Below are 23,485 nucleotides of genomic sequence, written 5' to 3'. Positions count from 1 at the left end.
GCCCATTCCCAGGCACAGGTCAGACGCGGGCAGGCAGCGCATGGCGCGCGACAGCAACGATACCACGCCGCTCACCACGCGCGCCGAACTGGTCGAATGGTTCGCGGCGGGCGAGAAACCGCGCGCGCGCTTCGCGATCGGCACCGAGCACGAGAAGATACCGTTCTACCGGGAGAACCGGGCACCGGTTCCCTATGAGGGCGGCAACGGCATCCGAGCGCTTCTCGAAGGGCTTGCCCGCGAGACCGGCTGGGAACCGATCCTCGATCTCGGCAACATCATCGGCCTGTCGGCGGAGGCGGGCGGCGCGATCTCGATCGAGCCCGGCGGCCAGTTCGAGCTGTCCGGTGCGGCGCTTCCCGACGTACATGCCACCGCGGCGGAACTCGCCACGCATCTCGCTGCCACCAAGCGGGTAGCCGATCCCCTGGGCATCGGCTTCCTGACGCTGGGCATGAGCCCGAAATGGCGGCGGGATGAGACTCCGGTCATGCCCAAGAGCCGCTACCGGATCATGGCCGGCTACATGCCGAAGGTCGGGTCCCTCGGCCTGGACATGATGCTGCGTACCGCCACCGTGCAGGTGAATCTCGACTTCGCCTCCGAGGCCGACATGGTGCGCAAGATGCGCGCATCCCTGGCGCTGCAGCCGGTGGCCACCGCACTCTTCGCCAACTCGCCCTTCACCGACGGCCGGCCGAACGGCTTCCTCTCCCGCCGGTCCGAGATCTGGCGCGACACCGATGCCGATAGGACCGGGATGCTTCCCTTCGCGTTCGATTTGGGGTTCGGCTACGAGGCCTATGTCGATTGGCTGCTCGACATGCCGATGTACTTCGTCAAGCGGGGCGACACCTACCACGATGTGTCCGGCGCCTCGTTCCGCGATCTGATGGCCGGCAACCTGCCGCAACTCCCCGGCGAATTCGCGACGGTATCGGACTGGGCTAACCACGCCTCCACCGCCTTCCCCGAGGTGCGGCTCAAGCGCTTCCTGGAAATGCGCGGCGCCGATGTCGGCGACCCGGGCATGATCGCCGCCCAGGCGGCCTTCTGGGCCGGGCTCCTCTACGACGAGGTCGCCCTCGATGCGGCGCTCGACCTCGTGAAGGGGTGGAGCACGGCCAACCGCGAGGCCGCGCGGGCAACCGCGCCGCGCCTCGGCCTCGCAACCCCGGTGGCCAACACCACGCTCGGTGCTGTCGCCGCCGAGGCCCTGGCCATCGCCCGAGCGGGACTGCGGGCACGCGGCCGCCGCGACGCCGAGGGGCGGGACGAGGCGATCTACCTGCAACCCCTCGAGGCTATCGTCGCAGCGGGCCGGACCAGAGCCGAGGATCTGCTCGCTGACTATGAACGCCGCTGGGGCGCCTGCGTGCGTCCGGCCTTCACCGAATGCGTCTTCTGAGCGCCGTCTGACTGATCGCGGAAGCCGAAGCGAATCGCGGTCCGAACGTGCTAATGGAACGTTCCATCGGGCCTCGAGCCCTGGAGGGTCCGTATCGTGATTCGCATCCTTGCCCTCGTCCTGCTTGGGATGGCTTCCTTGTCTGCAGGAGTGGATGCAGGTCAGGCCGCTGACTTAGGGCGCTTCGAGGCTCCCGGTCCGTCGCCAACGGCTGGCCGCTGGCATAACGGACGCGGCGGCCGCATCGCGGTCACCGTGGCCGCACGCGGCCGGCCGCAATACAGCTATTACGGCGAGTACGGCTATCCCGCACCATTCGGCTACGGCTACGCCTACGCCCCGGTGCCGAGCCACGGCTTCGACTATGGCTATTCGGGCCCGCGCTATGCCTGGACTGCGCCGGACCGCTATTATGGACCGGCCTTCGGCTATTACGAATGGTGAGGATGGCGGCTGGCGTTGCGACGCGGGGATGCCTATGACGCGCCGGGAGCCGGCCTCAGCGCTGGCTCGGGAGCTTCCGGCGTGCGGGATGAGGATGCGGACTGCGTCGATCTCGACCTCAGCGGCCTGAAATGTCCGCTCCCGGTTCTGCGCACGCGCAAGGTCCTGCGCAGCCTCGCAGGCGGCCGAACCCTCGTGGTGACCTGCACCGATCCACTGGCCGCCCTCGACATCCCGAACCTCGTGCGGGAGGAAGGCGCCCGCCTCGACGCCGTCGAGCGGCTCGAGGGGCCGCTTGAGCGACGCCTGCGCTTCCGCATCACCCTGTCCGCAAGGCCGCCGCATTCCTGAACGATCCGTCAGCCTTCCGGAAGCAAGGTGGGATTGGCATGGCAGCGAGGATCGGGGGCGTGCGCCTCGTACACGACGGTTGGGCGCGCTACCTCGTCGCCGAGGTGATGCAGGAGGATGGGACCCGCATCACGCGGGAGATGGAGGATCACGGCCGCGCGGTTGCGGTGCTCCCCTACGATCCGGAGCGTCGGGTCGCCACGCTTGTCTCGCAGTTCCGGGCGCCGGTCCTCTATTCCGGCGGACCACCGAGCCATATCGAGGTGCCGGCCGGTCTCCTCGATGAAGGTGACTCCGCGGACGAGGCGCGGCGCGAGGCGATGGAGGAGACGGGCTTGCGCCTGAGCCAGCTCGACTTCGTTGCCAGCACCTGGTCGATGCCGGGGATCTCCACGGAGCGGATGGACCTGTTCCTCGCTGCCTATGGCGAGGCCGACCGGACCGGGACCGGCGGCGGATTGGCCGCAGAGGGCGAGGCCGTGGCGGTGCACGAGATCCCGCTGCCGGAACTGGCCGCCATGGGGCGCCGTGGGGCGATCACCGACATGAAGTCGCTGACGCTGCTGTTCGCGCTCCAATTGCAGCGGCCGGACCTCTTCGCAGAGAGTCGCTGAGGTCAGTTTGCGCTTCGCCGCGTCCGATCCTGCAGGGCGAGGCCGATGAAGCGCCAGGACTTGATGAAGTAGCGGCGGAACAGCCGCCGCGGCGCCTGCAGGAATCGGTAGATCCACTCGAGGCCGAGACGCTGCATCAAGTCCGGCGCACGCGGCAGGAACCCAGCCGCGACGTTCAGGGCGTCGCCCACGCAGAACACCACCGGTTCGCCGAGCGCTTGGCCGTGCCGGTCCACCCAGATCTCGGATTTGGGGGCGCCGACTCCCATCACCAGCAGCGTGGTCCCGTGGGCACGGATCCGCTCTGCCAGGGCGCGGCTGTAAGCCGGATCGTTCTCGAAACCGAAGGGCGGCACCGCACTGGCCACGGCTCCAGATGGAAGGCCCGCTGCTTGAAGCCGGGTGGCAAGCGCGTCAGCCGCATCCTGGCGGGCGGAGACGAAGAACACCCGCTGCGCGAAGTTCGGCGGATCAGCCAGGATGCAGCCCAGGAGATCGTGGCCCGTGATCCGATGCACGGGCTGGCCGCAGGCCTTCCGAGCCAGCCAGACCAGGGGCATCCCGTCGAGGGTCCTGGCCGCGGCGCGCGCGTAGGCCTCGCGGAACAGGGCATTCTCGCTGAGCTGGACGATATGATCGACATTCGCCGTGACGATCATCCGCGGCCGGCCGTCCCGCCGGGCCGCGATAGCGGCTAAGAGGGCCTCTGCGGAACCGGTATGGAATCGATATCCGAAGAGCGCGACGGTCGTGGCCGCCTGCGGCGACCCGGATGCCGTGGTAGCCGGGGCGCTCATTGTCTGTGCCTCCCCGCGGACCGGATCCACGGCGCCCAGGTAGAGACCGATCTCCCCGATGTCACGCATCGGCGGCCCGGAAGCTCGCAGCCGGCCGGGTGGCGGCGCGCCGATGGCGGCGGCGGTCGCTGTCGGCGCCGAGGAGCAGGGCAATGCCGGCGCCGAGGAGCAGGCCCAGGACCAGGGCCACAGGCAGGACGATCTTGGGTGAGGGCGGGAAGGTCCGCTGGCGCGCCGGCGTCGCGGCCGAGATGATCCGGACGTTGGTGGTGTTGAGCCGCTCCTGCTCGCTCGCCTCGCGGGCGCGCTTCAGGTAGGCCTCGTAGATGCCGCGGCGGGCATCGAGGGTCCGCTCCAGCTCGCGCAGGCCGACATAGGCCCGGTCGCTGGTCGCCGTCTCGTTCTTCACCCGGTCGAGACTGGCCCGGATCGCCGCCTCGCTGGCGGCGGCGCGGTCGTAATCCTTCTGAGTCGTCTCGATGATCCGCTCCTTCTCGCGCTGGATCAGGCGCTGCAGGTCGCGCTGCTGGGCGTATTGCTCGGCCATGGCCGGGTGGCGCTCGCCGAGGCGGGTGGCGAGTTCCGCGGTGTTGCGGGACAGCGTGGCATATTGCTGCCGCAGAGCCTGCATCTCGAGGGATTGCAGCATCTCCGGCAAAGCGGTGCTGGGATCGGACGAGCGCATCCGGCGCGCCTGATCGAGCCGCGACTTCGCCTCGGCCGTTTTGATGGAAGCGGTGACGAGCTGCTGGTTCAGGTCGCCGAGCTGCTGGTCGGTGAGCAGGCGGCCGCTGGCGGCCACGAGCTTGTGATCCTCGCGGTAGCGGACCACGGCGCCCTCTGCTTGCTCGACGTCTCGCTTCAGGCTGTTGAGCCGCCCGGCCAGGGCCTCGGAGGCGCGGCGCGCGGTCTCGGTGCGGGCTGCGGCCTCCTCGGCGAAGTACGCGTCGCCGATGGCATTGGCGATGCGGGCGGCCTTCTCGGGATCGCGGGACTGCACCGAGACGTCGATCACGAACGTCCGCTCGGCCCGCCGGACGCTGAGCCGGTTCTGCAGCGTGTCGAGGGCGGTGTTGACGGGGTCGCGGCTCGCCGGCGGGGGCAGCATGCCAAGGGCGCCCTTGATCCAGGTGAGAGTCGGGTTGTCGCCGTCCGGCAGGACGAACTCCTCGTCCTGATCGAGACGGAGCTTGGCGATCACGCGGCGCAGGACGCTGTCGGACTGGATCACCCGCACCTGGCTCTCGGCGATCGAGACGCCGCTGTCGGCCTGGGGCTGGCGCGCATTCACGTCGTTCTCGACGACCCGCAGGTCGCTGGGATCCACGAGAACCTGGATGCTGGATGTATAACGCGGCGGGATCAGGCCGAGCAGGGCGACCGCCACGGCGACCATGAACAGGCCGCCCAGCACGATGAAGCCGCTGCCGCGCCACAGGCGCCGCAGGATCACGCGGCTGTCCGGCGACGGCGTGACCTGCGGCAGCACCATCCGGACGGGCTGGTCGCCGCTCATCCGTGTCGAGAAGTCGAACATACGCCTCGCTCCCTGACCTGCCCGGGCGGAGACCACCGCCCGTCGCCCCCTGCATCGCCCGTCCCCTTTCTGACCAGCTTCGTGCCGATCCGGAACAGGTGCTCGCCCGAGGCGTCGCCTTCTTCGGGAGCCCAGCAATCAGCATACCGGACCAGTCGTATCGCCCCGATGTGGCTCTTGCGTCAGGAAGCCCGCAGATATCGCTTACCGATGCGATCATGAGTGTCACGATAACAGAGCACTTAAAGTTTCCGATTTGCTGGGGACGACGTGAGCCACCTCAGGCGCTGCCACCCTGTGCGACAATTGACTCCAGCGCCGCGTATGCGGTCGGATCGCCCGCCAGGAACCGTTGGAAGCGCCGGCCGTCCTCGGCCGCGGTCGCGTTCCACCCGGCCACGTTGGCCCGGCTCGCCGCCGCCGCGCGGGCCGGGCCGCCATCCCGAAGCCAGGCGCCGACGGCCCGGGCTGCCCCGTCGGGATCCTCCGGCCGGATGAGCAGGCCGGATGTCCCCAGCACCTCGCGGAACACCGGGTCATCCGGCGCCACGACCGGCAGGCCGCCATGCTGGACTTCCAGCAGCGGCAGGCCCAGCCCCTCCGCCTTGGAGGTGGAGACCAGCAGGTGGCACGACCCGGCGAGGGCACGCAGCTCTGCGTCGGCGAGGTACCCGTGCCGGTGCAGGAATGGCGGCGGCGCCTCCAGGAAGGCATGCCGTCCCCAGCCGACCCGGCCGACGAGGTGGAGTTCCGCAGGGATGCCGGCGCGGATCAGCGCCGCCGTCAGGGCGAGGGTCGCCGGATAGTTCTTGCGCGGCTCGATGGTCCCGATGGCGAGGAGCCGCAGCGTTCCGCCCGGCCCGTAGGCCGCCGGTCCCGGCAGGTCGCCAAGGCCGAAGGCGTCGCGGACGGGGGGCCGCAGCAGGGCGACGCGGGCGCGCGCCGCGCAGAGCGCGCGCACGGCCGCGCCGGTGGTGCGGCTGTTGACGAACAGGTTCGGGCACCAGCGCAGGGCGAGGGCGAAGCTCGGGCTCATGTAGATTCGGCTGCGCAGGCTCAGATCCGCCTTCCGCGTCAGAAGGAACGTGTCGTGGACGTAGAGCAGGCACCGCGCCGCCGCGACGGCGCAGAGAGGCCCCGGTGGGAAACCCGGGAACAGGAACAGCGCGTCCCGGTCCAGGAGCGCCCGCGCGGGGAGGCCGACTTGCTGCGCGGCGATCATGTCCGGCAGGGAGCCGGCGGTCACCGGCCGCACCGTGTGCGGAGCGAGCCTGTCCGGGGCGAAGAGGTCGAGGGTGACCCGCTCGATCCCCGTGACATGGGCCCGCAGATGGGTCTGGTCGAGGTAGATCCGCCGCCGCACCATATCGGGATTCGCCTTGCCGGCCGTCATGGCGCACGCCGCCGCAGCGCGCCGGCAAGATAGAGGCACCGGCGCACGAAGAGCGGCATCCGGCGCCCGAACATCATCTGTTTGGCCCGCCGCAGCCGGCGCACGAGCGGAGGCGAGACCGCCGGAACGGTGCCGGTCGCGCCTGTCTGCAGATCGGCCGCGAAGGGGAAATGCCCGAGCATCGCGGGTGCGAAGCGTGGATGGGTCGCGCGGTCCGGCAAGCCCTGTCGCCGGAACACCGCCTCCAGGGACAGCGCCGCCGCGGCCGGGCTGTAGCGGCTCTCGAGGGCGATGCGCGCGAAGGCTCCGAGCCGCGTGCGGGCCTCCCGGTCACCGACCAGGGCGGCCAGGGCTTCGGTGAGGGCGCCCGGCCGCGTCGGCACGAGGCGGCCGGATACGCCGTCGATCACCGCCGAGGTCAGCCCTGAGGTGCGATAGGCCAGGGTCGGCACGCCGCACAGGCCGGCTTCGATGGGCGTCTGCCCAAGAGTCTCGTGACGGCTCGCGGTGACGTGGAGGTCGCAGGCGCCGTACCACGCCGCCAGCACCGCCTCGTCCGCGATGAGGCCGGGCGCGAAGAGGTTCGCGACGCCGAGCCGGGCCGGATCGTCGAGCCGGCCGATCGCCACCACGCCGACGCCCGGCCCCGCTACGGCCTGCAGCGCCGCCCGGAGATCGGCAAAGCCCTTGTCGGGCCCGTCGACGATCACCGAGGAGACAAGGATCAGCACGTCGTCGGGCGGCAGGCCGAGGCGGCCGCGTAGCTCCGCGCGAGCACCGGGCCGGAACACGGCGGTCGGGAAGGCGAGGCGGATCGGCTCGACCACAGTTCCGGGCGGCGCGAGTTCGCGAGCCCGCGCCAGCGTCCAGTCGGAATTGGCGAGCAGCCAGGGAGCCGGTGATGGGGTCGCGGATACCCCTGCGTCGCCGGCCAGCACCGCGCGCTTGCGGCCATGCATGTCGGCGATCCGGCCGGGGGCCAGCTGCGGGTATTCGTCCGGGCTGGGGCAGGCCGCATCGCAGCCGATCGCGGCGCGTCCGCATGCGCGCGGATGGGCGCACCGGCCCGTGAGAGGGAAGAGGTCGTGCAGAACGAGGCCGACCGGTCCCTGTCGGGCCAGACGGCCGACGACGTCGAGGCTGCGGGTGGCGCCGTGCAGGTTGCCGGCGAGGACGAGATCCGGGGCGGCCTCCGCGATTGCCGCCTCCGCCCGGGGGAAGACGTCGCGCCACTCGGCAGCTTCGGGGCGGCCGCTCAGGATGATCTCCGCGACCCGATGACCCGCGAGGGTCAGCGCCTCCGCGAGCCGGCGCTGGGCCACGCCGGCGCCGCCCTGGGTGCCCGTCCCGGTGAGCGACACGATCGACAGGCCGTTGCCGGGCGGAGGCACATCCGCATGCAGCCTGTGGAGGAGCGCCGGACGGCCGATCAGGCTCCGCCGGTTCCCGGCGGTCCTCGACCAGGCGGTCGCTTCATGCAGCATACCGTCGGCGTCGAGGACCGCGTGGGTAGCCACGGCGTTACGCCGCCAGAGGATCCCGCCGCCCGCGGACAGGCGGCCGCCGATCACCTCCGCAGGACCGGGTCCGTCGAGGCCGCGGACGGCGTCGTCGAACAGGACGCGCAGCCCAGCGACCGCGTCGCCATCGGTGAGCGATGCCTCCAGCGCCAGCGCGATCAGCGCCCCCGGGGCGAGCAGGTCGCCGGCGCTGAGCCAGAGCAGGTGGTCCGGACCGGGATCGGCCAGGATCCGCTCCACGGCGGCGCGGGCGGTTCCCGGCGCCAGCACGTCGTGCCGGAGTTCCGGATAGTCCTGACGCAGGACCGACGCGACGGTCCCCGTCGGCGCCGCGCCCGCCCGGGCCACCGTGACGATCCGGATCCGCGGCCATGGGCGCCCGTCGGGCAGCGACGCCGGACGAGCAGGGCCGGGGGCTTGGCGCCCGAACGGCCAGCCGGCGACGCCGTGGGCAGGCGATGAGATGTCTGCGGCGTCGGTCAAGGCGGCTCTGACGGCGGCTCGGGTCTCGTTCGGGGCGGCAGCGTGGACGGGAAGGTTGAAGATTGCCTCTCGGTGCCGGCGGCGTGTCAGCCGTCCACGCGGATCCGGGCCGGGCCGGCCGCGATCCGGCCGATGCGGGCGGCTGCCGGGTAGCCGGCCTCGCGGATGCGCGCGAGGATCGCCTCGGCCCGGTCGGACGAGCAGGTCACCAGCAGGCCGCCCGAGGTCTGTGGATCGGTCAGGAGGTGGCGGCGCCAGTCCGGGAAGTCCTCCGGCAGGTCGACCGCCTCGCCGAACGCCGCCCAGTTCCGGTGCGAGGCGCCGGTGACGGCGCCGGCGCGCGCCAGCGCCTCCGCCTGCGGCAGCAGGGGGAGTGCATCGGCCTCGAGGGTGAACGTGAGGCCGGCGCCGCGGGCGATCTCCAGGCCGTGACCCAGGATGCCGAAGCCGGTCACGTCGGTGAGGGCGTGGACGGCGGGATCGGCCGCCAGTTCGGGTCCGATCCGGTTGAGCAGGGTGGTGGTGGCGATGAAGTCGCGGTAGCCGGCCTCGTCGAGGGTCGCCCGCTTGATCGCCGCCGAGTAGACTCCGACCCCGATCGCCTTGGTGAGCAGGACGACGTCTCCGGCCATCGCGTCGGCGTTGCGCCGCACCGCCTCCCGGCGGCAGGTGCCGATCACCGCGAGCCCGTAGATCGGCTCGGGCGCGTCGATCGAGTGGCCGCCCGCCACCGGGATGCCGGCCTCGGCGCATGTCTCGGCGCCGCCCCGCAGGATCCGCGCAACGACCTCCGGGTCGATCTTGCCGAGCGGCATGCCGAGGATCGCGAGCGCCAGGATCGGGCGGCCGCCCATGGCATAGACGTCCGAGATGGCGTTCGTCGCAGCGATCCGGCCGAAATCGACGGGGTCGTCCACCATCGGGGTGAAGAAATCCGTGGTGGCGATGATGCAGGTGCCGTCTTCCAGCTCCCACACGGCCGCATCGTCCGCGGTCTCGTTGCCGACGAGGAGCCGTTCGAACGGGCCGGCCGCCGGCTGCTGGGCGAGGAGCTGGCGCAGGGTGGCGGGGTCGAGCTTGCAGCCGCAGCCGCCGCCATGGGCAAGACTGGTCAGGCGGGGGGCATCGGTCATCGCTGATCTCCGTTCCGGACGTCCTGGGCCGTTCCCGAGTCAGTACCGCGTCGTCAGCGCGTTGAGCCAGTCCGGGGAGGCCGCGACGGCCGCAGCCTCGACCCGCTTGTCGAGCCCTGTCAGCACCAGCAGGCCGAGCAGCACCATCACGGCGCCCAGAGCGGACTTCGCGGCCCGTCCGGCCGCGGCGAGGCCGCTGCGCCAGCGCAGCAGCGCCTGGCGGGAGACGAAGCCCAGGAGCATCAGGGGGGCCGCGGCCCCGATCCCGAAGGCCAGCATCGTCAGGGCGACGCTCCCGAGATGCTCGCCCCGGGCCGCCATCAGCGAAGCGGCGCCGAGCGTCGGTCCCACGCAGGGGCTCCAGGCGGCGCCGAGCAGCAGGCCCACCGCGAATTGGCCGGACAAGCCCCCCGCGCCGAAGCCGCCGAAGCGTTCCTCGGCCCAGGCTCCGACCGGACCAGCCGCCGTCGCGACCCCGGCCTGCAGCCGCGGCACCATCAGCACCACGCCCAACAGCACGAGGAGCACCGCGCCGGCGCTCCGGAACACGTCGCCGTCCAGGCCGAGGGTGAACCCGATCGTGGCGACGAACAGCCCGATCGCCGTGAAGGCGATCGAAAGCCCGGCGGCGAGCGCCACCGGGCCGAGGCGATGCTCCGCGGCCGCGGTGCCGAGCACGATCGGGATCAGCGGCAGCACGCAGGGCGAGAGCACCGACAGGAGTCCGGCCAGGAAGGCGAATCCCACCGTTCCGAGCATACCCTCGCGCTCCCGATCCCGCTCGCCGGGCGGAGGTCTCGGCCCTGCCGCGCGGGCCGTCAACGCGCCAGGCGGACGCGGGGCCGCGGGAACAAGGCGGCCGCCGGCCGATTTCGGCGGCAGTCCCGTGGCGTTCCCGGGCGAGGCGGAGCAGACCGGTGGCCATCTTCTTCACGGGCGACACGCATTTCGGCGATCCGCGGGCGCTGCGCTTCGACCACCGGCCCTATCCGGATCTCGCGGCCCACGATGCCGGGCTGATCGCGGCCTGGAACGCGGCGGTCGCGCCCGGCGACACGGTCTGGCACCTCGGCGACTTCGCCCTCGGGCCGAGCGGCGCCCGGATCCGCGAGATCCTCGCCGGCCTGAACGGCGAGAAGCACCTGATCGTCGGCAACAACGACGGGCCCGATACCCTCGACGCGCCCGACTGGGCCTCGGTGCGGCACTACGCGGAAGTCGCGGTCGAGGGGCGGATGGTGGTGCTCTGCCACTACGCGTTCCGCACCTGGAACGGCATGAGCCGGGGTGCCCTCAACCTCCACGGGCACAGCCACGGCAAGCTCAAGCCGATGCCGAAGCAGTACGATGTCGGCGTCGACCCGATGGGGCCGGCCCCGGTGCCGCTCGCCGCGATTCTGACCTCCCGCCTGCGCCGGAAGCGGTGATTCGGGTCGGAACTTTCACATGAGCTTCACCGTTTCAGCGGACAGAGAGGGAGTGGACCCGTGCCGCTCCGAGAAACCAGGTCGATCCGCCTACGGATCGACCTTCACAAGCCGTGTGTGAGTGTTCCCGTGAGTGCCATGTCGGCCACTCTGACCCGTTGCCTCGCCAGCCTTCTGGCAGGCCTCGCCCTGACTTCCGCGGCGTCGGCTGTGCCGGCCTGCATCGAAGCCCAGCGCAAGGTCGACGAGGCCAATGCCCTGCGCTTTCAGGCGCGTCAGGAAGCCCGCCTGGGCAATCATGACCGCGTCTGCGACACGCTCGACGAGGTCGGCGACCGCTACGACGATGCCCGCGACGCATTCGAGCGATGCGGCGAGGGCGTCGTGGCGATCGATCTCCGCAGCGAATTGCGGGGCCTGCGGATCGCCAAGAAAATTAACCGCTGCGATTGATCGGGTGCGCGCCCGCACCTCGGACACCCCGTTCCTGCAGCATCACCCCGATACGCGCGACACAGGTCGCCGAAAAGGTTCTGCGCCCATGACCCCCGCCACGCTTTCGAACGAGATCGAGCCCGCCGTGACCCGCACGGGCCCGTCCTTCGCGGCCGCCCTCTGCGGCTTCGTCAGCACCACCGTCGCGACGACGATGCTGCTCATGCTGATCGGCACGTTCTGATCACGGCGCGACCGACCAGAACCGCTGGCGGTTGAACAGCATATCCTGGGAGCCGACCTTCGGAGCCGGCTCCGTCCGCCGTCCGCAATCGGGCTCGGACGGCTTCGTGACCGCCGCGAGGGTCGTCGGAACCGCCGCGGGAACCAGGCCGAGGCGGGCCTGAACCTCCGGCTGCCGTGCTGCCGCGATGGTCAGCACGCAGGCGATCAGACCGCCGGCCACAGTTCCGAGAACGAAATTCAGCATCGGGGTTGGGATCCGGGGGCCGAGCCCTTGGGGCCACACAGCGTGGTTGATAACCAACCCGGCGGCATCATGGCGGATCTGACGCTCACGCGCTTTTAACTCCTGGTCTGCGACAGCTACGCGCCAGCTTGCCGCCCAGGCAGGCCCGACGACGGGGCTGGACCGCCGATGAACTACGCCGCCAACGCCTACGCCAAGACCTCCCACAGCGCGCTGACGCCCCGCGAAGCCGAATCCGCGGTCCTGCTGAAGGCGGCGCAGAAGCTGCTCGGTGCCAGTCAGGGCCTCGCCACCGGCGATGCCGGACGCATCAACGAGGCCCTGACCTACAACCAGCGCGTCTGGACGCTGCTGACCTCGGAGGCGACGTCCGACGAGAACCCGCTTCCCAGTGACGTCAAGCAGGGCGTCGGGCGCCTGGGCGTGTACGTGCTCCAGAGCTGCATCGACGCAATGATCGCGCCGACGCCGGAGAAGATCGCCACTTTGGTGTCGATCAACAACCACATCGCCGCGGGCCTCCAGGGCAATCCCGGCTGAGGCCTGGCGCCTCTCAGGGAACCGCCGGAGCCTGTGCCTCAGCCTCGGGGACCGCGCCGGCGGTCTCCCATTCCACGAGCTTGCGGCTCAGCTTGAGCGCCCGGTAATACTCGCCGGCCTCGACGGCCTCCGCGATGGCGGCGATCTGCGCGGCTGCGGCCGGCGCGAGCCCGAGCAGATCCGTCGCCTGCCGGAAGAACAGGTCGATGCCCGGCGTCGGATCGTCGGCGAGGTAGATGACCGTCAGCGTCAGGTGAAGACGCTTGCAGACGGTGTCGGCCTCGGTCTCCGTGATGATCTCGCTCTCGCGCAGGAACTTGCACTGCGTCTCGATCAGGAAGGTCGAGCGCCGGTCGCCGTTGCGCAGCAGCGCGCCGTTGATGATCAGCCGCTCGAACGGCTTGAGTTCCAAGCGCAGGGGCATCGGGCGTTCCTTTCTAGAAGACCCGGCCATCTCATGCGCGAACCGTTAACGCTTTGAGAACTCCCATCCTGCGCGCCGCCGTTGCGGTCGCGGGCGATGGTGATAAACTCAGACAAATCAAGTCGCGACGGATGTGGCGAGGAGGTCCGATGACGGCTCGACCCGATCAGCGTGCCCGGTATCCGAGCCTCGCCGGCAAGCGCGTTCTGGTCACCGGCGGCGCCTCGGGGATCGGGGAGGGGCTTGTCGACGCTTTCGTCGGGCAGGGCGCGCGGGTCCTGTTCTGCGATATCGCGGAGGATGCGGCCCGCGCCCTGGTGGCGCGTGTCGGGCCGGGAGCCGTGCACGCGCCGCTCTACCGGCACTGCGACCTGACCGATGTCGAGGCGGTCCGCACGCTGGTCGCGGAGGCGGATACGGTCCTGGGCGGCCTCGATGTCCTGATCAACAATGCCGGAAACGACGACCGCCACAGCCTCGCGGAGGTGACACCCGCCTACTGGGATGACCGGATGGCGGTGAATCTGCGCCATCTGTTCTTCGCCGCCCAGGCGGCGATTCCGGCGATGCGGCGCGCGGGCGGCGGCGTGATCCTCAATTTCGGATCGATCAGCTGGCATCTCGGGCTCAAGGAGATGCCGCTCTATCAGACCGCCAAGGCGGCGATTGAGGGCATGACCCGCGCCCTGGCCCGCGACCTCGGCCGCGATAACATCCGGGTGGCGACGATCGTGCCCGGCAGCGTCCAGACGCCCCGCCAGGAGAGATGGTACACGCCGGAGGGCGAGGCGGAGATCGTCGCCGCACAATGCCTCGACGGCCGGATCCAGCCGGCCGATGTCGCCGCCTTGGTCCTGTTCCTGGCCTCGGACGATGCCCGGATGTGTACGGGCCATGGCTATTTCGTGGATGCCGGCTGGCGCTGAGCAGGGCGGGTCAACGCACCGGCGCGGCCCCCGCCGCCGACCGCGCCGGCCTGTCCCGGCGCCGCAGGAGGCGACCGTCGGTGGCGGCGAGACCGACGGCGAACACGACCATGCCGGACAGGTGGCGGGCGTCCACACGCTTACCGAGGACCAGCGCACCCGACAGGATCGCCGAGACCCGGACCAGGACGGTGACCCGCGACAGGTTCGTCGCGCCCGCCCGCGCCCGGATCCGGAAATAGACGACATAGACGAGGTTTAGGGCGAGCGCGGCGATCCCGACCCGGCGGAGCACCAGGGTCAAGGGCGGCAGTGCCGAAAGGGCGACGCCCGCGAAGAAGAACGAGCCACCCCACAGGACCGAGAGACCGACCAGCACCGCCCGGTCGGACGTGGACATGCTCGGATGACCGGCGGGTCGCATGACGAAGCTTCTGGAGAACAGGGCTCATGCTGCGACGGTATCTGGCCCGCCAGCATCCCGATTCCTGCTCTGGAACCGGCCGCGGCGGCGTGTCGATCCTCGATCCCGGGACCCACGAAGGAGGGGCCGTGCCAGAGGCCGATGAATAGACTGGACTTTCCGACGCCTCCTCATCCCGTCGTCCCGGAGCCGCGCAGGGGAAGCCGGGATCCAGCCACGCCGACGTGCCAGAACAGGGCGCCGTCGGTGGGGCTGGGTTCCGGGCTCGCCTTCGGCGGCCCGGAATGACGGCGCGGCGCATTCGGTGCGAGACAGTGACGCGCGGAGTAGTCTTGCCGTTTGTGACGCCCCGAACCGGCAGAGGAGGGCGCCACTTCCCGGCAGCCCCCGAGGACGCTGTCCTTTGAACCCGCACCCGCGCACAGGCGCGGCCTTCGAGTGCCGAAGGCCGACGCGTCAGCCGCGCAGGGCCGGACGACTCAGTCGCACGTCTCTTTCTTCACGGTCTTCGAGTCGCCCATGTCGTTCTCCTTGCGCACCGTCTTGGTCACGCAGCCGTCGCCATGCTCATGAACGGTCACGGACTTGGACTCGGAGGCCGGACGATCGACGACGACGGCGGGCCGGTCGCGCTCGATGACGGTGGTCTGGGCCTGCGCGGCGGCGCCGAGGCTCAACAGGGCGGCGGTCGCGAGGAAGGTCATGCGCATGCTGAAACTCCAATACCGATTTCGGTACCGGGTAACGGCCATGCCAACTTGAGCGTTCCGCGGATTCTGAGGGCCGAAGGCGGGCCGAGCCCGTAGGAAACTTGGCTCGGCCCGCGCGCCGTTCGGCCTGAAGCGCAGCCGGAGCGACGGCGCTAAGGACCGCGGAACCGGCGCCGATTCAACCCCGGTGAACTACGTGCGCGGCCCAGCCGGGGCTCAGCCGCCCGTCATCGGCGGGAAGAAGGCGATCTCGCGGGCCCCCGCGATCGGCGCGTCCGGCTTGGCATGCGTCCGGTCGATCGCGGCCCGGACGACGCCCGGATCCTCGAAGGCGTAGGCATATTCCTCGCCCCGGCCCCGAAGCCACCCGACCAGATCGGCCACGGTGGCGACCTCCGGCGGCGGCGCCAGCTCCTCCTCGGGGCGGCCGATCCGCTCGCGGACCCAGGCGAAATAGACGAGCTTCATCGCATCACCGTAGCCAAGGCAGGGTCGGAACCGCGCATCCCGCGAGCAGATCCGTCAGCGCGGATCGTCGATGACGTGCTTGATCCCGGCCCGCATGTAGTCCCAGCCGGTCCAGAGCGTGAGCGCGGCGGCGAGCCACAGCAGCGTGAGCCCGATCGACTCGGTCCCGGGCAGCACCGTCTCGCCCGCCGGGCCGGCCACGAGGAAGCCGAGGGCCAGGAGCTGCACGGTGGTCTTCCACTTCGCGATCCTGCTGACCGGCACACCGACCTTCAGCTCGGCGAGGTACTCGCGCAGGCCGGAGACCAGCACCTCGCGACACAGGATCACGATCGCCGCCCAGATGTTCGGGCCGGCGATGGTGTGATCCGCCGCCAGCATCAGCAGGCAGGCCGAGACGAGAAGCTTGTCGGCGATCGGATCCAGCATCCGCCCGAGCGCCGAGCTCTGATGGTAGGTCCGGGCGACGTAGCCGTCCAGGTAATCGGTGATCGCAGCCGCGACGAACACGCCCAAAGCCGTCCACCGGGCGGTGTGGGATTCGGGCCAGAACAGAAGCGCGACCATCACCGGCACGGCAACGAGGCGCCCGTAGGTCAGGCAGTTCGCGAGCGTCCAGGCCGGCGACCGTCGTCGGGGAAGGACGGCGTTCATCGCTGGGGTGAAATCAGAGCGCGGCCCGGGCGTCAACGCCCCGGGACCGGGCTCGGCCATCGCGGCCGGGTTCTCAGGCGCCGGCATGGAAGAAGTCGTAGACCGCCCGCGCAGTGGCGGCGTTGACGCCCGGGGTCTTGGCCAGATCCTCGAAGGCGGCGCTCTGGATCGCCTTCACCGTCCCGAAGTGATGCAGCAGCGCGCGTTTGCGGCTTGGCCCGATTCCGGCGATCTCGTCCAAGGGGTTCCTCACCATCTCACGCTTCCGCTTGGCTCGATGGCTGCCGATGGCGAAGCGGTGCGCCTCGTCGCGGAGCCGCTGCACGAAGTAGAGCGTCGGATCGCGCGGCGGAAGCTTGAAGGGCGGCCGACCGGGCACGAAAAACGTCTCGCGCCCGGCATCCCGGTCGCGGCCCTTGGCGACGCCGATCAGCGGTACTCCCGAGACGCCGACCTCTTCCAGCGCCGCCCGCGCGGCATCGAGCTGGCCCTTGCCGCCGTCGATCAGCACGAGGTCCGGCCAGGCCGGAAACGCCTCGCTCTCCTCCGCCGGGGCCGGACCCGGCTCCGGCGCGCCGCCCTCGGCGGCCGCCGCATTCGCCTCGCGCTCGGTCCTCGGCGCCTCCTTCACGAGCCTCTTGAAGCGTCGCTGCAGCACCTCGCGCATCATGCCGTAATCGTCGCCCGGGGTGAGATCCTCGGACTTGATGTTGAACGTGCGGTAATGCGTCTTCATGAAGCCCGTCGGGCCGGCGACGATCATGCCCCCGACCGCGTTCGTGCCCATGATGTGCGAATTGTCGTAGACCTCGATTCGGCGCGGCGTTCGGCCGAGTGCGAAGGCCTGGCCGAGGGCTGTCAGCAGCTTGCCCTGGGAGGCCGTGTCGGCCAGGCGCCGGGCCAGGGCTTCCTTGGCGTTGCGCTGGGCGTAGTCGACGATGTTCTTCCGCTCGCCGCGGCTCGGCCTGTGGATCTCGACCCGGTACTCCACGCGGCTCGACAGCGCCGCCGCCACCAGCTCGGCATCCTCGATCGTGTGGCTCGTCAGCACGGTCCGCGGCGCCGGCTTGTCGTCGTAGAACTGGCCGATGAACGAGCCCAGCACCTCGTCGGGGGTCATGGTCCGGTCGGCCTTCGGGAAATACGCGCGGTTGCCCCAGTTCTGGAAGTTCCGGAAGAAGAACACCTCGATGCAGAACTGGCCGGCCTGCTCGTCGAGGGCGAACACGTCCGCCTCCTCGACGCCCTGCGTGTTGACCCCCTGAACGCCCTGGATCGCCGAGAGCGCGGCGATCCGGTCCCGGAAGCGGGCGGCGCGCTCGAATTCCATCGCCTCCGAGGCTGCCTGCATCTCGGTGCGCATCCGGTCTTTCACGGCATTCGACTTGCCCGCCAGGAACGCACGGGCGGAATCCGCCATGGCGGCGTAATCCTCCTTGGCGATCTCACCGGTGCAGGGGCCGGAGCAGCGCTTGATCTGGTAGAGCAGACAGGGCCGGGTGCGGTTCTCGTAGTAGCTGTCGGTGCAGGTGCGCAGCAGGAAGGCGCGCTGCAGGGCGTTCACCGTCCGGTTCACCGCCCAGACGCTGGCGAAGGGGCCGTAATAGTTGCCCTTCCGGCGCCGGGCGCCCCGGTGCTTGACGATCTGCGGGGCCGGGCCGTCGTCGGTGACCAGAATGTAGGGGAACGACTTGTCGTCCCGCATCAGCACGTTGAAGCGGGGCTTCAGCTGCTTGATCAGGTTGGCTTCGAGAAGCAGGGCCTCGGTCTCGGTCGCGGTTGTGACGAACTCCATCGCCGCCGTCTGCGAGATCATCCGGGCGATGCGGTTGGAGTGCGCCTGGCCCCGCGCGTAGGAGCCGACCCGCGCCTTCAGGTTTTTGGCCTTGCCGACGTAGAGGACGTCGCCGCGATGATCGAACATCCGGTAGACGCCGGGCGAGGTCGGCAGGGTCGACCAGAACCGGCGGATCACCTCGGTGCCGGCCTGGACGGCGCCCGGCTCAAAGTCGAAGTCGATCTCCGGCGCCTCCGAATCGGGGAGGCCGGCTTCCGGCTCGTCGGCGGTCTCGTCCCGCTCGGCGTCGCGGCCGTCGTCGAAGGTGTCGGGGGGCAGGTCTGTCAGGGCTCTGCGGCTCATACCGCAGATCTAAGCGTTCCGGACCGCCAGGGGGACCGGGGCGGCGACAAAAATCGCGCGCCCGGTCCGATCGGTCAATCGAACAGCGAGTCGATGTCGCTCTGGTCCACGTGGCCGATATCGTGGTCGAGCTTGGGCCCGTTGAGGAGCGAGCTCTCGTCGTCCAGGGAGGTCGGCACCGGCATGACGGTGATGAGCTCCTTGAAGCTGTCGAGCTCCGACCACGTGGCGATCAGCCGGTCGAGGTGCTCCTCGATGAACTTCATCACGCTGACGATCTTGGTGATCCGCTGGCCGGTCAGGTCCTGGAAGTTGCAGGCCTCGTAGGCGGTGATCACGCGCTCGAGGATCACGTCGACATGCGGCTTCACGCCGGGCGGCAGCGTCGCGGCGTTGAGCATGCCGGCGTGGCTCTCGATCTCCTCGATCGCGCCGAGCAGCTGCGTGGTGGCGCGCTCTGTCGAATCGACCACCGCATCGAGTTCGTCGGCCGCACGCCGCATGCCCTTGCCGGTATTCTCGGTCCGGTGCAGCGTCGCCAGCTCCGACTTGGTGCGGGTGATCGCCTCCTTCATCACGTCGAGTTCCGTGCGCATCGCCAGCGCCTCGTGCAGCTCGCGGCGACACGACTCGATGGTCTCGCTCGCGCTCATCTGCGTGACGCGGCGCAAGTCCTGGATGGCGCTGAAGATTTCCTCGAGTCGCGCGCTCGATGCGGTGAGGCCTGGCTCAGGCGGGGGAGCCACGGCAAGCCCGAGGCTGTCTTCGATGCGATAGCGCTTCTGGGTCATCGTCCGGGCGTGAGCGTTCGTGTTCGGTCGACGCAACTCTCTACCACATCGGTTAGCGGACTGTGACCGCCAAGCTTTTTCCGGGGCCTTGGCGCGTTCGATCGCGGGCGCGATGCGCGGCTTAACCCGCGATTCACGCTGGCGGCGTCTGACGCCGGAGAGGCCGTGCTTCCGAAGCAATTCACCACGTTCGTTCACCGGATTCGGTAAAATGCCGCGGGATTGTTCGCGGGCCGGGAGCACGAGCCCCGGCGCGGGAGCGTGCGGCGATGCGGGGTTCAGTCCGATTCGGAATGGGGGTGGCCGCGGCCGCACTCGTCTTGTGCAGCCCGGTGCAGGCGCAACAGGCGCGCTACGCCGAGGGCGGCTACGGCGGCGGCCTGATCGAGTACCTCGTCACCGGCCAAGCGGGCGGGGGCGGGCGCGCCTGGCCGCGGCGCTCCGCGGCGCCGCAGCGGGTCGCGGCCTATTCCGGCGACCTTATTCCGGCCGAGCCGGAGCCCGCCCAGGCCTACGGCCAAGCGTCCGGACAGGCCTATGGACAGGCTTACGGCGCGCCGCCCGCGGTCGCTTACGGAGCGCCCCAGGCGGATCCGAGCCGGATCGCCCGCGCGGTCGCACCCGAATACCAGCGCCAGGAAGTCGCCTTCGCGGGGCGGCAGAAGCCCGGCACGATCGTGATCGACACCGCCGCCAAGCACCTCTATCTCGTGCAAGGCGGGCAGCGCGCCCTGCGCTACGGGATCGGCGTCGGCCGGCCCGGCTTCGCCTGGAGCGGACTCAAGACGGTCAGCCGCAAGGCCGAATGGCCGGACTGGACGCCGCCGCCCGAGATGCTCGCCCGCCGCCCCGATCTGCCGCGCCACATGGCCGGCGGGCCGGAGAACCCGCTGGGCGCCCGCGCCCTGTATCTCGGCTCGTCGCTCTACCGCATCCACGGCACCAACGAGCCCAACACGATCGGGCAGTCGGTCTCGTCGGGCTGCATCCGGATGATGAACGACGACGTCATCGACCTCTACGACCGCGTGCCGGTGGGCGCGCGCGTCGAGGTGCTCTGAGCGCCCGTCGGCGCCGCCCGATCGCGGGCCCGCCTCATCCGGATACGGGAAGGCCCGGCCGCGCCTGACGCGACCGGGCCTTCCGCGTCTGAAGCCGGCTCGATCAGGTCCAGTCGCTGTCGTCGCCGCCGCCCAGGTCGCCGCCGAAATCACCGCCCGGATCGCTGTAGCCGGCATCCTGGAGGCCGCCCAGATCGCCGCCGCTGTTGTCGAGGGCCGAGCCGAGATCCTGGTTGCCGCCGTCGCCGTAGTAATTGTTGACGATGGTCTCGCCGCTGCCGCCGCCGAGGCCGGCCGCCGCCGCGCTGCCGAGGCTCGAATGACCGCCCGCGAAGGCGTTCGAGAGGGCGCTGCCGAGGAGCATGCCGCCCGCCGCGCCCGCCGCCATCGGCAGGGCCGTCGCCATGAAGCCGCCGCCCCGCGCCGGGGCCTGCGGCTGCCCGCCCCACGGACCGCCCTGCTGCTGCGGGTAGCCACCCTGCTGCGGATAGCCCTGCTGCGGGTAGCCCTGCGGCGGGCCACCCTGATTGCCCCAGGGCTGACCGGCCGGACGCGGCTGGCCGTAACCGGGCTGGGGCTCCTGGCGCTGCTGGCCGCCGCCGAAGATGCTCGACAGGAAGCCGCCGCCCCCGGAGGGCTGGGCCGAGGCCGCCTGGCTTCGGGCCTGCTCCAGCTGCTGGTTCAGGCTCTTGATCGCCTCTTCCTGCACGTAGATCAGCTGCGCCATCGCGTAGGGGGCGTAGGGCTGGGTGCGGATCTTCTCGGCGATGAAGCGCTCCGCCTCCGCATCGCGGGGCTGGGACTGCGCCTGCTCCAGCCGCTGGAAGATTCCCGAAATGACGTCGCGTTCTTCGCTGTTCATGGAGTCGTCCTCCTCGAATCTCACCCGCGGGCCCGAACGCGCCGCATGGCAGACACGACATGGGTGCGCGGCGACGCTTTGTCAGGGGGATTGCGAAAACTTCATCTGCAGGCCGTCAAAAGCGAGAAGCCCGGCCTGGCGGCCGGGCTTCCCGTGTTCGGAGGCTTTGGGCGCGGCGCGAGCCGCGCCGGTGAGCGGATCCTAGAACGTGCCGAACTTGTAGTTCAGGCCGGCGCGGACGACGGCGAACTGGTCGTCGCGGCGGCCGACGCCGCTGTAGACGACCGGGAAGTTGTTGGCGGCGTTGATGACGAACGCGCCCTGGTTGCGGGTGCCGCGGTCGAGGTTGACGTACAGGCCTTCGACCTTGAGCGTCACGGCCGAGGAGCGGAAGAAGTTCAGGAACGAGTCGGTGGGCAGGGCGTACTCGATGCCGCCGCCGGCGGCCCAGCCGGTGCGGAAGCTGTCGTTGCCGGCGAAGCCGCCGAAGGAGCGGTCGGCGCTGCCCGAGCCGTAGGCGAAGCCGCCGGTGCCGTACACGAGGGTGCGGTCGAAGGCGTAGCCGAGGCGGCCGCGGACGGTGCCGAAGAAGTCGAGGCTGGAGAGGCCGCGCGGATCGGTCAGGTAGTAGCCGGGGGCGACGGCGCCGGAGACGAAGGCGTTGTTCCGGCTGCGGCCGAAGTCGAGGTACTGGGCGTCGGCCTCGAAGCCGATCACGACACCCGAACCCGGGGTGAACTGGTAGTTGTAGCCGACCTGGCCACCGCCGGAGAAGCCGTCCTGGCTGCGGTTGCGGAAGGAGGCGACGGTGCCGGGGGCGCCGTAGGGGAAGGGGACGGCGAAGGTGTTGCCGGTGTTGCGGTCGCTGGCGTCGAAGGCGTAGCCGGCGTTGATACCGAAATAGGCGCCGGTCCAAGTGAAGACCGGGACGGGGGTGAAGACCGGCGGCGGCGCGGCGCGGCGCGGAAGGTCGGCGGCGAAGGCCGAGCCGGCGAAGGCGACGCCCGCGAGGGCGGTGGTGACGCGGAGCAGGGATTTCATGATCTGGTCCTCACTGGTGGTTCGCGCCGCCCGTGGACCGGACAGCGGCGTAACCGGATCTGGTTGTGTTCCAGCGGTTCCAGGGCTGCTTTTCGCTCCGCGGTGTCGCCGACCGCTCACGCGGCCCCTTATGGCAACCCGCCGTTTTTCCCCGGCACCTTGACCCCCCAACGCTGTCGAATGGCCAAGGTTCATTTACGGCTACGCTTTTTTCCAGGTCCCGCCTCGACAAAGTGTCGCACCCCCTGTCCCGACGGGAACCGCGGCGTCAGGGCACGAGCGTCACGGCGGAGATGAGACGGCCGTAATCGCTCTCGCCGCGATGCGTGGTCCGCCGAAAGCTGTAGAATCGTTCGGGATCCGCGTAGGTGCAGAGGTTGAGCGCTTTGGCTTCGCCCACCTCGGCTTCGACGAGCCGGGCCAGGATGAAACCCGGCAGGTCGAACTGCGCGTGTCCCGGCCGCGTGCCGGGTCCGAGGAAGCGCTCCAGGCCGGGGGCCTCGCTCCGGAACCGCGCGATGAAATCCGCGCCGACCTCGTAGGAAGCCTGCCCGATCGTCGGGCCCAGCACGGCAACGATCCGGCTCCGCCGCGCGCCGAGCGCCTCCATGGCCGTCACGGTCGCGCCGATCACGCCTGTCAGGGCGCCCTTCCAGCCGGCATGGGCGGCGCCGACCACCCCGTTCTCGGGATCCGCGAAGAGGATCGGTCCGCAATCCGCCGTGGCGATGCCGAGCGCGAGGCCCGGCACCCGCGTGACCATGGCGTCGGCCTTCGGTCGCTCGGGGCCGGCAAAGGGCGCCTCGACGGTGACCACGTCGGCCGAGTGGACCTGATACAGGCTCACGAGCCGATCCGGCATCAGGCCGAGCTGGGCGCACATCCGCGCCCGGTTCTCGGCGACCCGCTCTGGCGCATCGTGGGAACCGAGACCGCCGTTGAGGGTCGCGTAGAGACCCTCCGAAACCCCGCCGACGCGGGTGAAGAAGGCGTGGCGCACGCCCGCATGCGCCGAGAGTTCCGGCGCCTCGATGAACATCCCTGCGGTCACGGTCGGCCTCTCGCTTGCCCCTGAGGCGCCCGGATACCGCAAGGGTTGTCCCTTGACGATGTCGTTCAAGCGTCAGATTCTTGCTGCATTGCAGTATGGAGCCGATCCGGCTCCGCCTTGAGAAGGATCGCAATGTCACGAGGGATCGAAACCGACGCCCTGCCTGAGACGCCCGAGGCCGAAGAGCCCCGGATCCCGACTGCGGCCGCCCATCCCGTCACGGGCGAGCCCGCTGCCTTCGACCCGAACGACCTTAACCCGCCGGCGCCGCCGACACCGCGGCCGTCCAGCCAGACCGATTCCGGCTTCGGTTCCTTCGGCTGACCGATTCCGGCCCCGCGCGGGGCCGAGGATCGGCCCG

Annotated in this window: 28 protein-coding genes; 11 read left to right on the top strand and 17 right to left on the bottom strand. The window is 70.4% G+C overall.

All coding sequences use genetic code 11. The annotated features are described in order from the left end of the window. The first annotated feature begins 40 nt into the window (after nucleotides 1-40). The 4 genes from CIW48_RS14875 to CIW48_RS14860 all read left to right on the top strand — a co-directional run bounded on the left by CIW48_RS14875 (nucleotide 41) and on the right by CIW48_RS14860 (nucleotide 2,817). Entirely contained in the window at nucleotides 41-1,408 is a 1,368-nt protein-coding gene (locus tag CIW48_RS14875; RefSeq protein ID WP_149311470.1) for a glutamate--cysteine ligase, read from the top strand. A gap of 129 nt (nucleotides 1,409-1,537) precedes the next feature. Further along, nucleotides 1,538-1,852 (top strand): hypothetical protein, encoded by a 315-nt coding sequence (locus tag CIW48_RS14870; protein WP_246695254.1) that lies wholly within the window; start codon nucleotides 1,538-1,540, stop codon nucleotides 1,850-1,852. 81 nt (nucleotides 1,853-1,933) lie between these two features. After that, nucleotides 1,934-2,203 carry a sulfurtransferase TusA family protein gene (locus tag CIW48_RS14865; protein ID WP_149311468.1) on the top strand — a complete coding sequence of 90 codons (270 nt, stop codon included), beginning with the start codon at nucleotides 1,934-1,936 and terminating at the stop codon, nucleotides 2,201-2,203. A gap of 38 nt (nucleotides 2,204-2,241) precedes the next feature. After that, complete coding sequence (locus CIW48_RS14860) at nucleotides 2,242-2,817, top strand: NUDIX hydrolase (protein ID WP_091787671.1); 576 nt, start codon at nucleotides 2,242-2,244, stop codon at nucleotides 2,815-2,817. A gap of 2 nt (nucleotides 2,818-2,819) precedes the next feature. Here the strand turns inward: CIW48_RS14860 and CIW48_RS14855 are convergent, their stop codons facing one another. From CIW48_RS14855 to CIW48_RS14830, 6 genes are all read right to left on the bottom strand, one after another. Beyond that, nucleotides 2,820-3,614 carry a WecB/TagA/CpsF family glycosyltransferase gene (locus CIW48_RS14855; RefSeq protein ID WP_246695251.1) on the bottom strand — a complete coding sequence of 265 codons (795 nt, stop codon included), beginning with the start codon at nucleotides 3,612-3,614 and terminating at the stop codon, nucleotides 2,820-2,822. Between the two features lie 61 nt (nucleotides 3,615-3,675). Then, on the bottom strand, nucleotides 3,676-5,151 hold the full coding sequence (locus CIW48_RS14850; RefSeq protein ID WP_149311466.1) for a GumC family protein: 1,476 nt from the start codon (nucleotides 5,149-5,151) through the stop codon (nucleotides 3,676-3,678). 280 nt (nucleotides 5,152-5,431) lie between these two features. Beyond that, on the bottom strand, nucleotides 5,432-6,544 hold the full coding sequence (locus CIW48_RS14845; RefSeq protein ID WP_149311465.1) for a glycosyltransferase: 1,113 nt from the start codon (nucleotides 6,542-6,544) through the stop codon (nucleotides 5,432-5,434). Beyond that, on the bottom strand, nucleotides 6,541-8,547 hold the full coding sequence (locus CIW48_RS14840; RefSeq protein ID WP_149311464.1) for a glycosyltransferase: 2,007 nt from the start codon (nucleotides 8,545-8,547) through the stop codon (nucleotides 6,541-6,543). The genes CIW48_RS14845 and CIW48_RS14840 overlap by 4 nt, the downstream gene beginning before the upstream one ends. Nucleotides 8,548-8,633: 86 nt before the next feature. After that, on the bottom strand, nucleotides 8,634-9,680 hold the full coding sequence (gene selD, locus CIW48_RS14835) for a selenide, water dikinase SelD (protein WP_149311463.1): 1,047 nt from the start codon (nucleotides 9,678-9,680) through the stop codon (nucleotides 8,634-8,636). 39 nt (nucleotides 9,681-9,719) lie between these two features. Beyond that, nucleotides 9,720-10,439, bottom strand: coding sequence for a cytochrome c biogenesis protein CcdA (locus tag CIW48_RS14830; protein ID WP_149311462.1), 720 nt, complete (start codon nucleotides 10,437-10,439; stop codon nucleotides 9,720-9,722). Nucleotides 10,440-10,597: 158 nt separating this feature from the next. Between CIW48_RS14830 and CIW48_RS14825 the strand changes: the two genes are divergently transcribed. The 3 genes from CIW48_RS14825 to CIW48_RS33250 all read left to right on the top strand — a co-directional run bounded on the left by CIW48_RS14825 (nucleotide 10,598) and on the right by CIW48_RS33250 (nucleotide 11,786). Continuing rightward, a complete protein-coding gene (locus tag CIW48_RS14825; protein ID WP_149311461.1) occupies nucleotides 10,598-11,107 on the top strand; it encodes a metallophosphoesterase in 510 nt (169 codons plus the stop codon). A 138-nt stretch (nucleotides 11,108-11,245) separates the two neighbouring features. Next, a complete protein-coding gene (locus tag CIW48_RS14820; protein WP_244514146.1) occupies nucleotides 11,246-11,560 on the top strand; it encodes a hypothetical protein in 315 nt (104 codons plus the stop codon). 88 nt (nucleotides 11,561-11,648) lie between these two features. Continuing rightward, nucleotides 11,649-11,786 (top strand): hypothetical protein, encoded by a 138-nt coding sequence (locus CIW48_RS33250; protein ID WP_173009271.1) that lies wholly within the window; start codon nucleotides 11,649-11,651, stop codon nucleotides 11,784-11,786. On the opposite strand, the gene CIW48_RS14815 is transcribed toward CIW48_RS33250, so the two are convergent. After that, the gene (locus tag CIW48_RS14815) at nucleotides 11,787-12,032 is read right to left on the bottom strand and encodes a hypothetical protein (protein ID WP_149311460.1); all 246 of its coding nucleotides are present in this window, start codon (nucleotides 12,030-12,032) and stop codon (nucleotides 11,787-11,789) included. It abuts the gene before it with no gap. Nucleotides 12,033-12,200: 168 nt separating this feature from the next. On the opposite strand from CIW48_RS14815, the gene flaF reads away from it, so the two are divergent. Beyond that, entirely contained in the window at nucleotides 12,201-12,572 is a 372-nt protein-coding gene (gene flaF, locus CIW48_RS14810) for a flagellar biosynthesis regulator FlaF (protein WP_149311459.1), read from the top strand. 13 nt (nucleotides 12,573-12,585) lie between these two features. On the opposite strand, the gene CIW48_RS14805 is transcribed toward flaF, so the two are convergent. Then, nucleotides 12,586-12,996: a flagellar biosynthesis repressor FlbT gene (locus CIW48_RS14805; RefSeq protein WP_149311458.1), complete on the bottom strand. Its 411-nt coding sequence runs from the start codon at nucleotides 12,994-12,996 to the stop codon at nucleotides 12,586-12,588. Between the two features lie 149 nt (nucleotides 12,997-13,145). On the opposite strand from CIW48_RS14805, the gene CIW48_RS14800 reads away from it, so the two are divergent. Beyond that, nucleotides 13,146-13,922, top strand: coding sequence for an SDR family oxidoreductase (locus CIW48_RS14800; protein ID WP_149311457.1), 777 nt, complete (start codon nucleotides 13,146-13,148; stop codon nucleotides 13,920-13,922). 10 nt (nucleotides 13,923-13,932) lie between these two features. Here the strand turns inward: CIW48_RS14800 and CIW48_RS14795 are convergent, their stop codons facing one another. From CIW48_RS14795 to CIW48_RS14770, 6 genes are all read right to left on the bottom strand, one after another. Then, nucleotides 13,933-14,322 carry a hypothetical protein gene (locus CIW48_RS14795; protein WP_149311456.1) on the bottom strand — a complete coding sequence of 130 codons (390 nt, stop codon included), beginning with the start codon at nucleotides 14,320-14,322 and terminating at the stop codon, nucleotides 13,933-13,935. 503 nt (nucleotides 14,323-14,825) lie between these two features. Continuing rightward, on the bottom strand, nucleotides 14,826-15,056 hold the full coding sequence (locus CIW48_RS14790; RefSeq protein ID WP_149311455.1) for a hypothetical protein: 231 nt from the start codon (nucleotides 15,054-15,056) through the stop codon (nucleotides 14,826-14,828). A 216-nt stretch (nucleotides 15,057-15,272) separates the two neighbouring features. Further along, nucleotides 15,273-15,524 (bottom strand): molybdopterin converting factor subunit 1, encoded by a 252-nt coding sequence (gene moaD, locus CIW48_RS14785; protein WP_091787718.1) that lies wholly within the window; start codon nucleotides 15,522-15,524, stop codon nucleotides 15,273-15,275. A 54-nt stretch (nucleotides 15,525-15,578) separates the two neighbouring features. After that, complete coding sequence (pgsA, locus tag CIW48_RS14780) at nucleotides 15,579-16,178, bottom strand: CDP-diacylglycerol--glycerol-3-phosphate 3-phosphatidyltransferase (protein ID WP_173009270.1); 600 nt, start codon at nucleotides 16,176-16,178, stop codon at nucleotides 15,579-15,581. 73 nt (nucleotides 16,179-16,251) lie between these two features. After that, the gene (gene uvrC, locus CIW48_RS14775; protein ID WP_149311454.1) at nucleotides 16,252-18,318 is read right to left on the bottom strand and encodes an excinuclease ABC subunit UvrC; all 2,067 of its coding nucleotides are present in this window, start codon (nucleotides 18,316-18,318) and stop codon (nucleotides 16,252-16,254) included. A 74-nt stretch (nucleotides 18,319-18,392) separates the two neighbouring features. Further along, on the bottom strand, nucleotides 18,393-19,109 hold the full coding sequence (locus tag CIW48_RS14770) for a protein phosphatase CheZ (RefSeq protein WP_091787727.1): 717 nt from the start codon (nucleotides 19,107-19,109) through the stop codon (nucleotides 18,393-18,395). A gap of 269 nt (nucleotides 19,110-19,378) precedes the next feature. Between CIW48_RS14770 and CIW48_RS14765 the strand changes: the two genes are divergently transcribed. After that, on the top strand, nucleotides 19,379-20,170 hold the full coding sequence (locus tag CIW48_RS14765) for a L,D-transpeptidase (protein WP_149311453.1): 792 nt from the start codon (nucleotides 19,379-19,381) through the stop codon (nucleotides 20,168-20,170). 103 nt (nucleotides 20,171-20,273) lie between these two features. Here the strand turns inward: CIW48_RS14765 and CIW48_RS14760 are convergent, their stop codons facing one another. From CIW48_RS14760 to pgeF, 3 genes are all read right to left on the bottom strand, one after another. Beyond that, the gene (locus CIW48_RS14760; protein WP_149311452.1) at nucleotides 20,274-21,032 is read right to left on the bottom strand and encodes a DUF2076 domain-containing protein; all 759 of its coding nucleotides are present in this window, start codon (nucleotides 21,030-21,032) and stop codon (nucleotides 20,274-20,276) included. Between the two features lie 201 nt (nucleotides 21,033-21,233). After that, nucleotides 21,234-22,073 (bottom strand): porin family protein, encoded by an 840-nt coding sequence (locus CIW48_RS14755; RefSeq protein ID WP_149311451.1) that lies wholly within the window; start codon nucleotides 22,071-22,073, stop codon nucleotides 21,234-21,236. Nucleotides 22,074-22,341: 268 nt separating this feature from the next. Further along, on the bottom strand, nucleotides 22,342-23,112 hold the full coding sequence (gene pgeF, locus CIW48_RS14750) for a peptidoglycan editing factor PgeF (protein WP_149311547.1): 771 nt from the start codon (nucleotides 23,110-23,112) through the stop codon (nucleotides 22,342-22,344). A gap of 144 nt (nucleotides 23,113-23,256) precedes the next feature. On the opposite strand from pgeF, the gene CIW48_RS14745 reads away from it, so the two are divergent. After that, a complete protein-coding gene (locus CIW48_RS14745; protein WP_149311450.1) occupies nucleotides 23,257-23,448 on the top strand; it encodes a fibronectin-attachment protein (FAP) in 192 nt (63 codons plus the stop codon). The last annotated feature ends 37 nt before the right edge of the window (nucleotides 23,449-23,485 follow it).

It is taken from the genome of Methylobacterium sp. P1-11 (assembly GCF_008329595.1).
In the GTDB taxonomy this organism is placed as follows: domain Bacteria; phylum Pseudomonadota; class Alphaproteobacteria; order Rhizobiales; family Beijerinckiaceae; genus Methylobacterium.
Note: the sequence above shows the minus strand (reverse complement) of the source record. Positions and strands in the feature narration are given on the sequence as shown.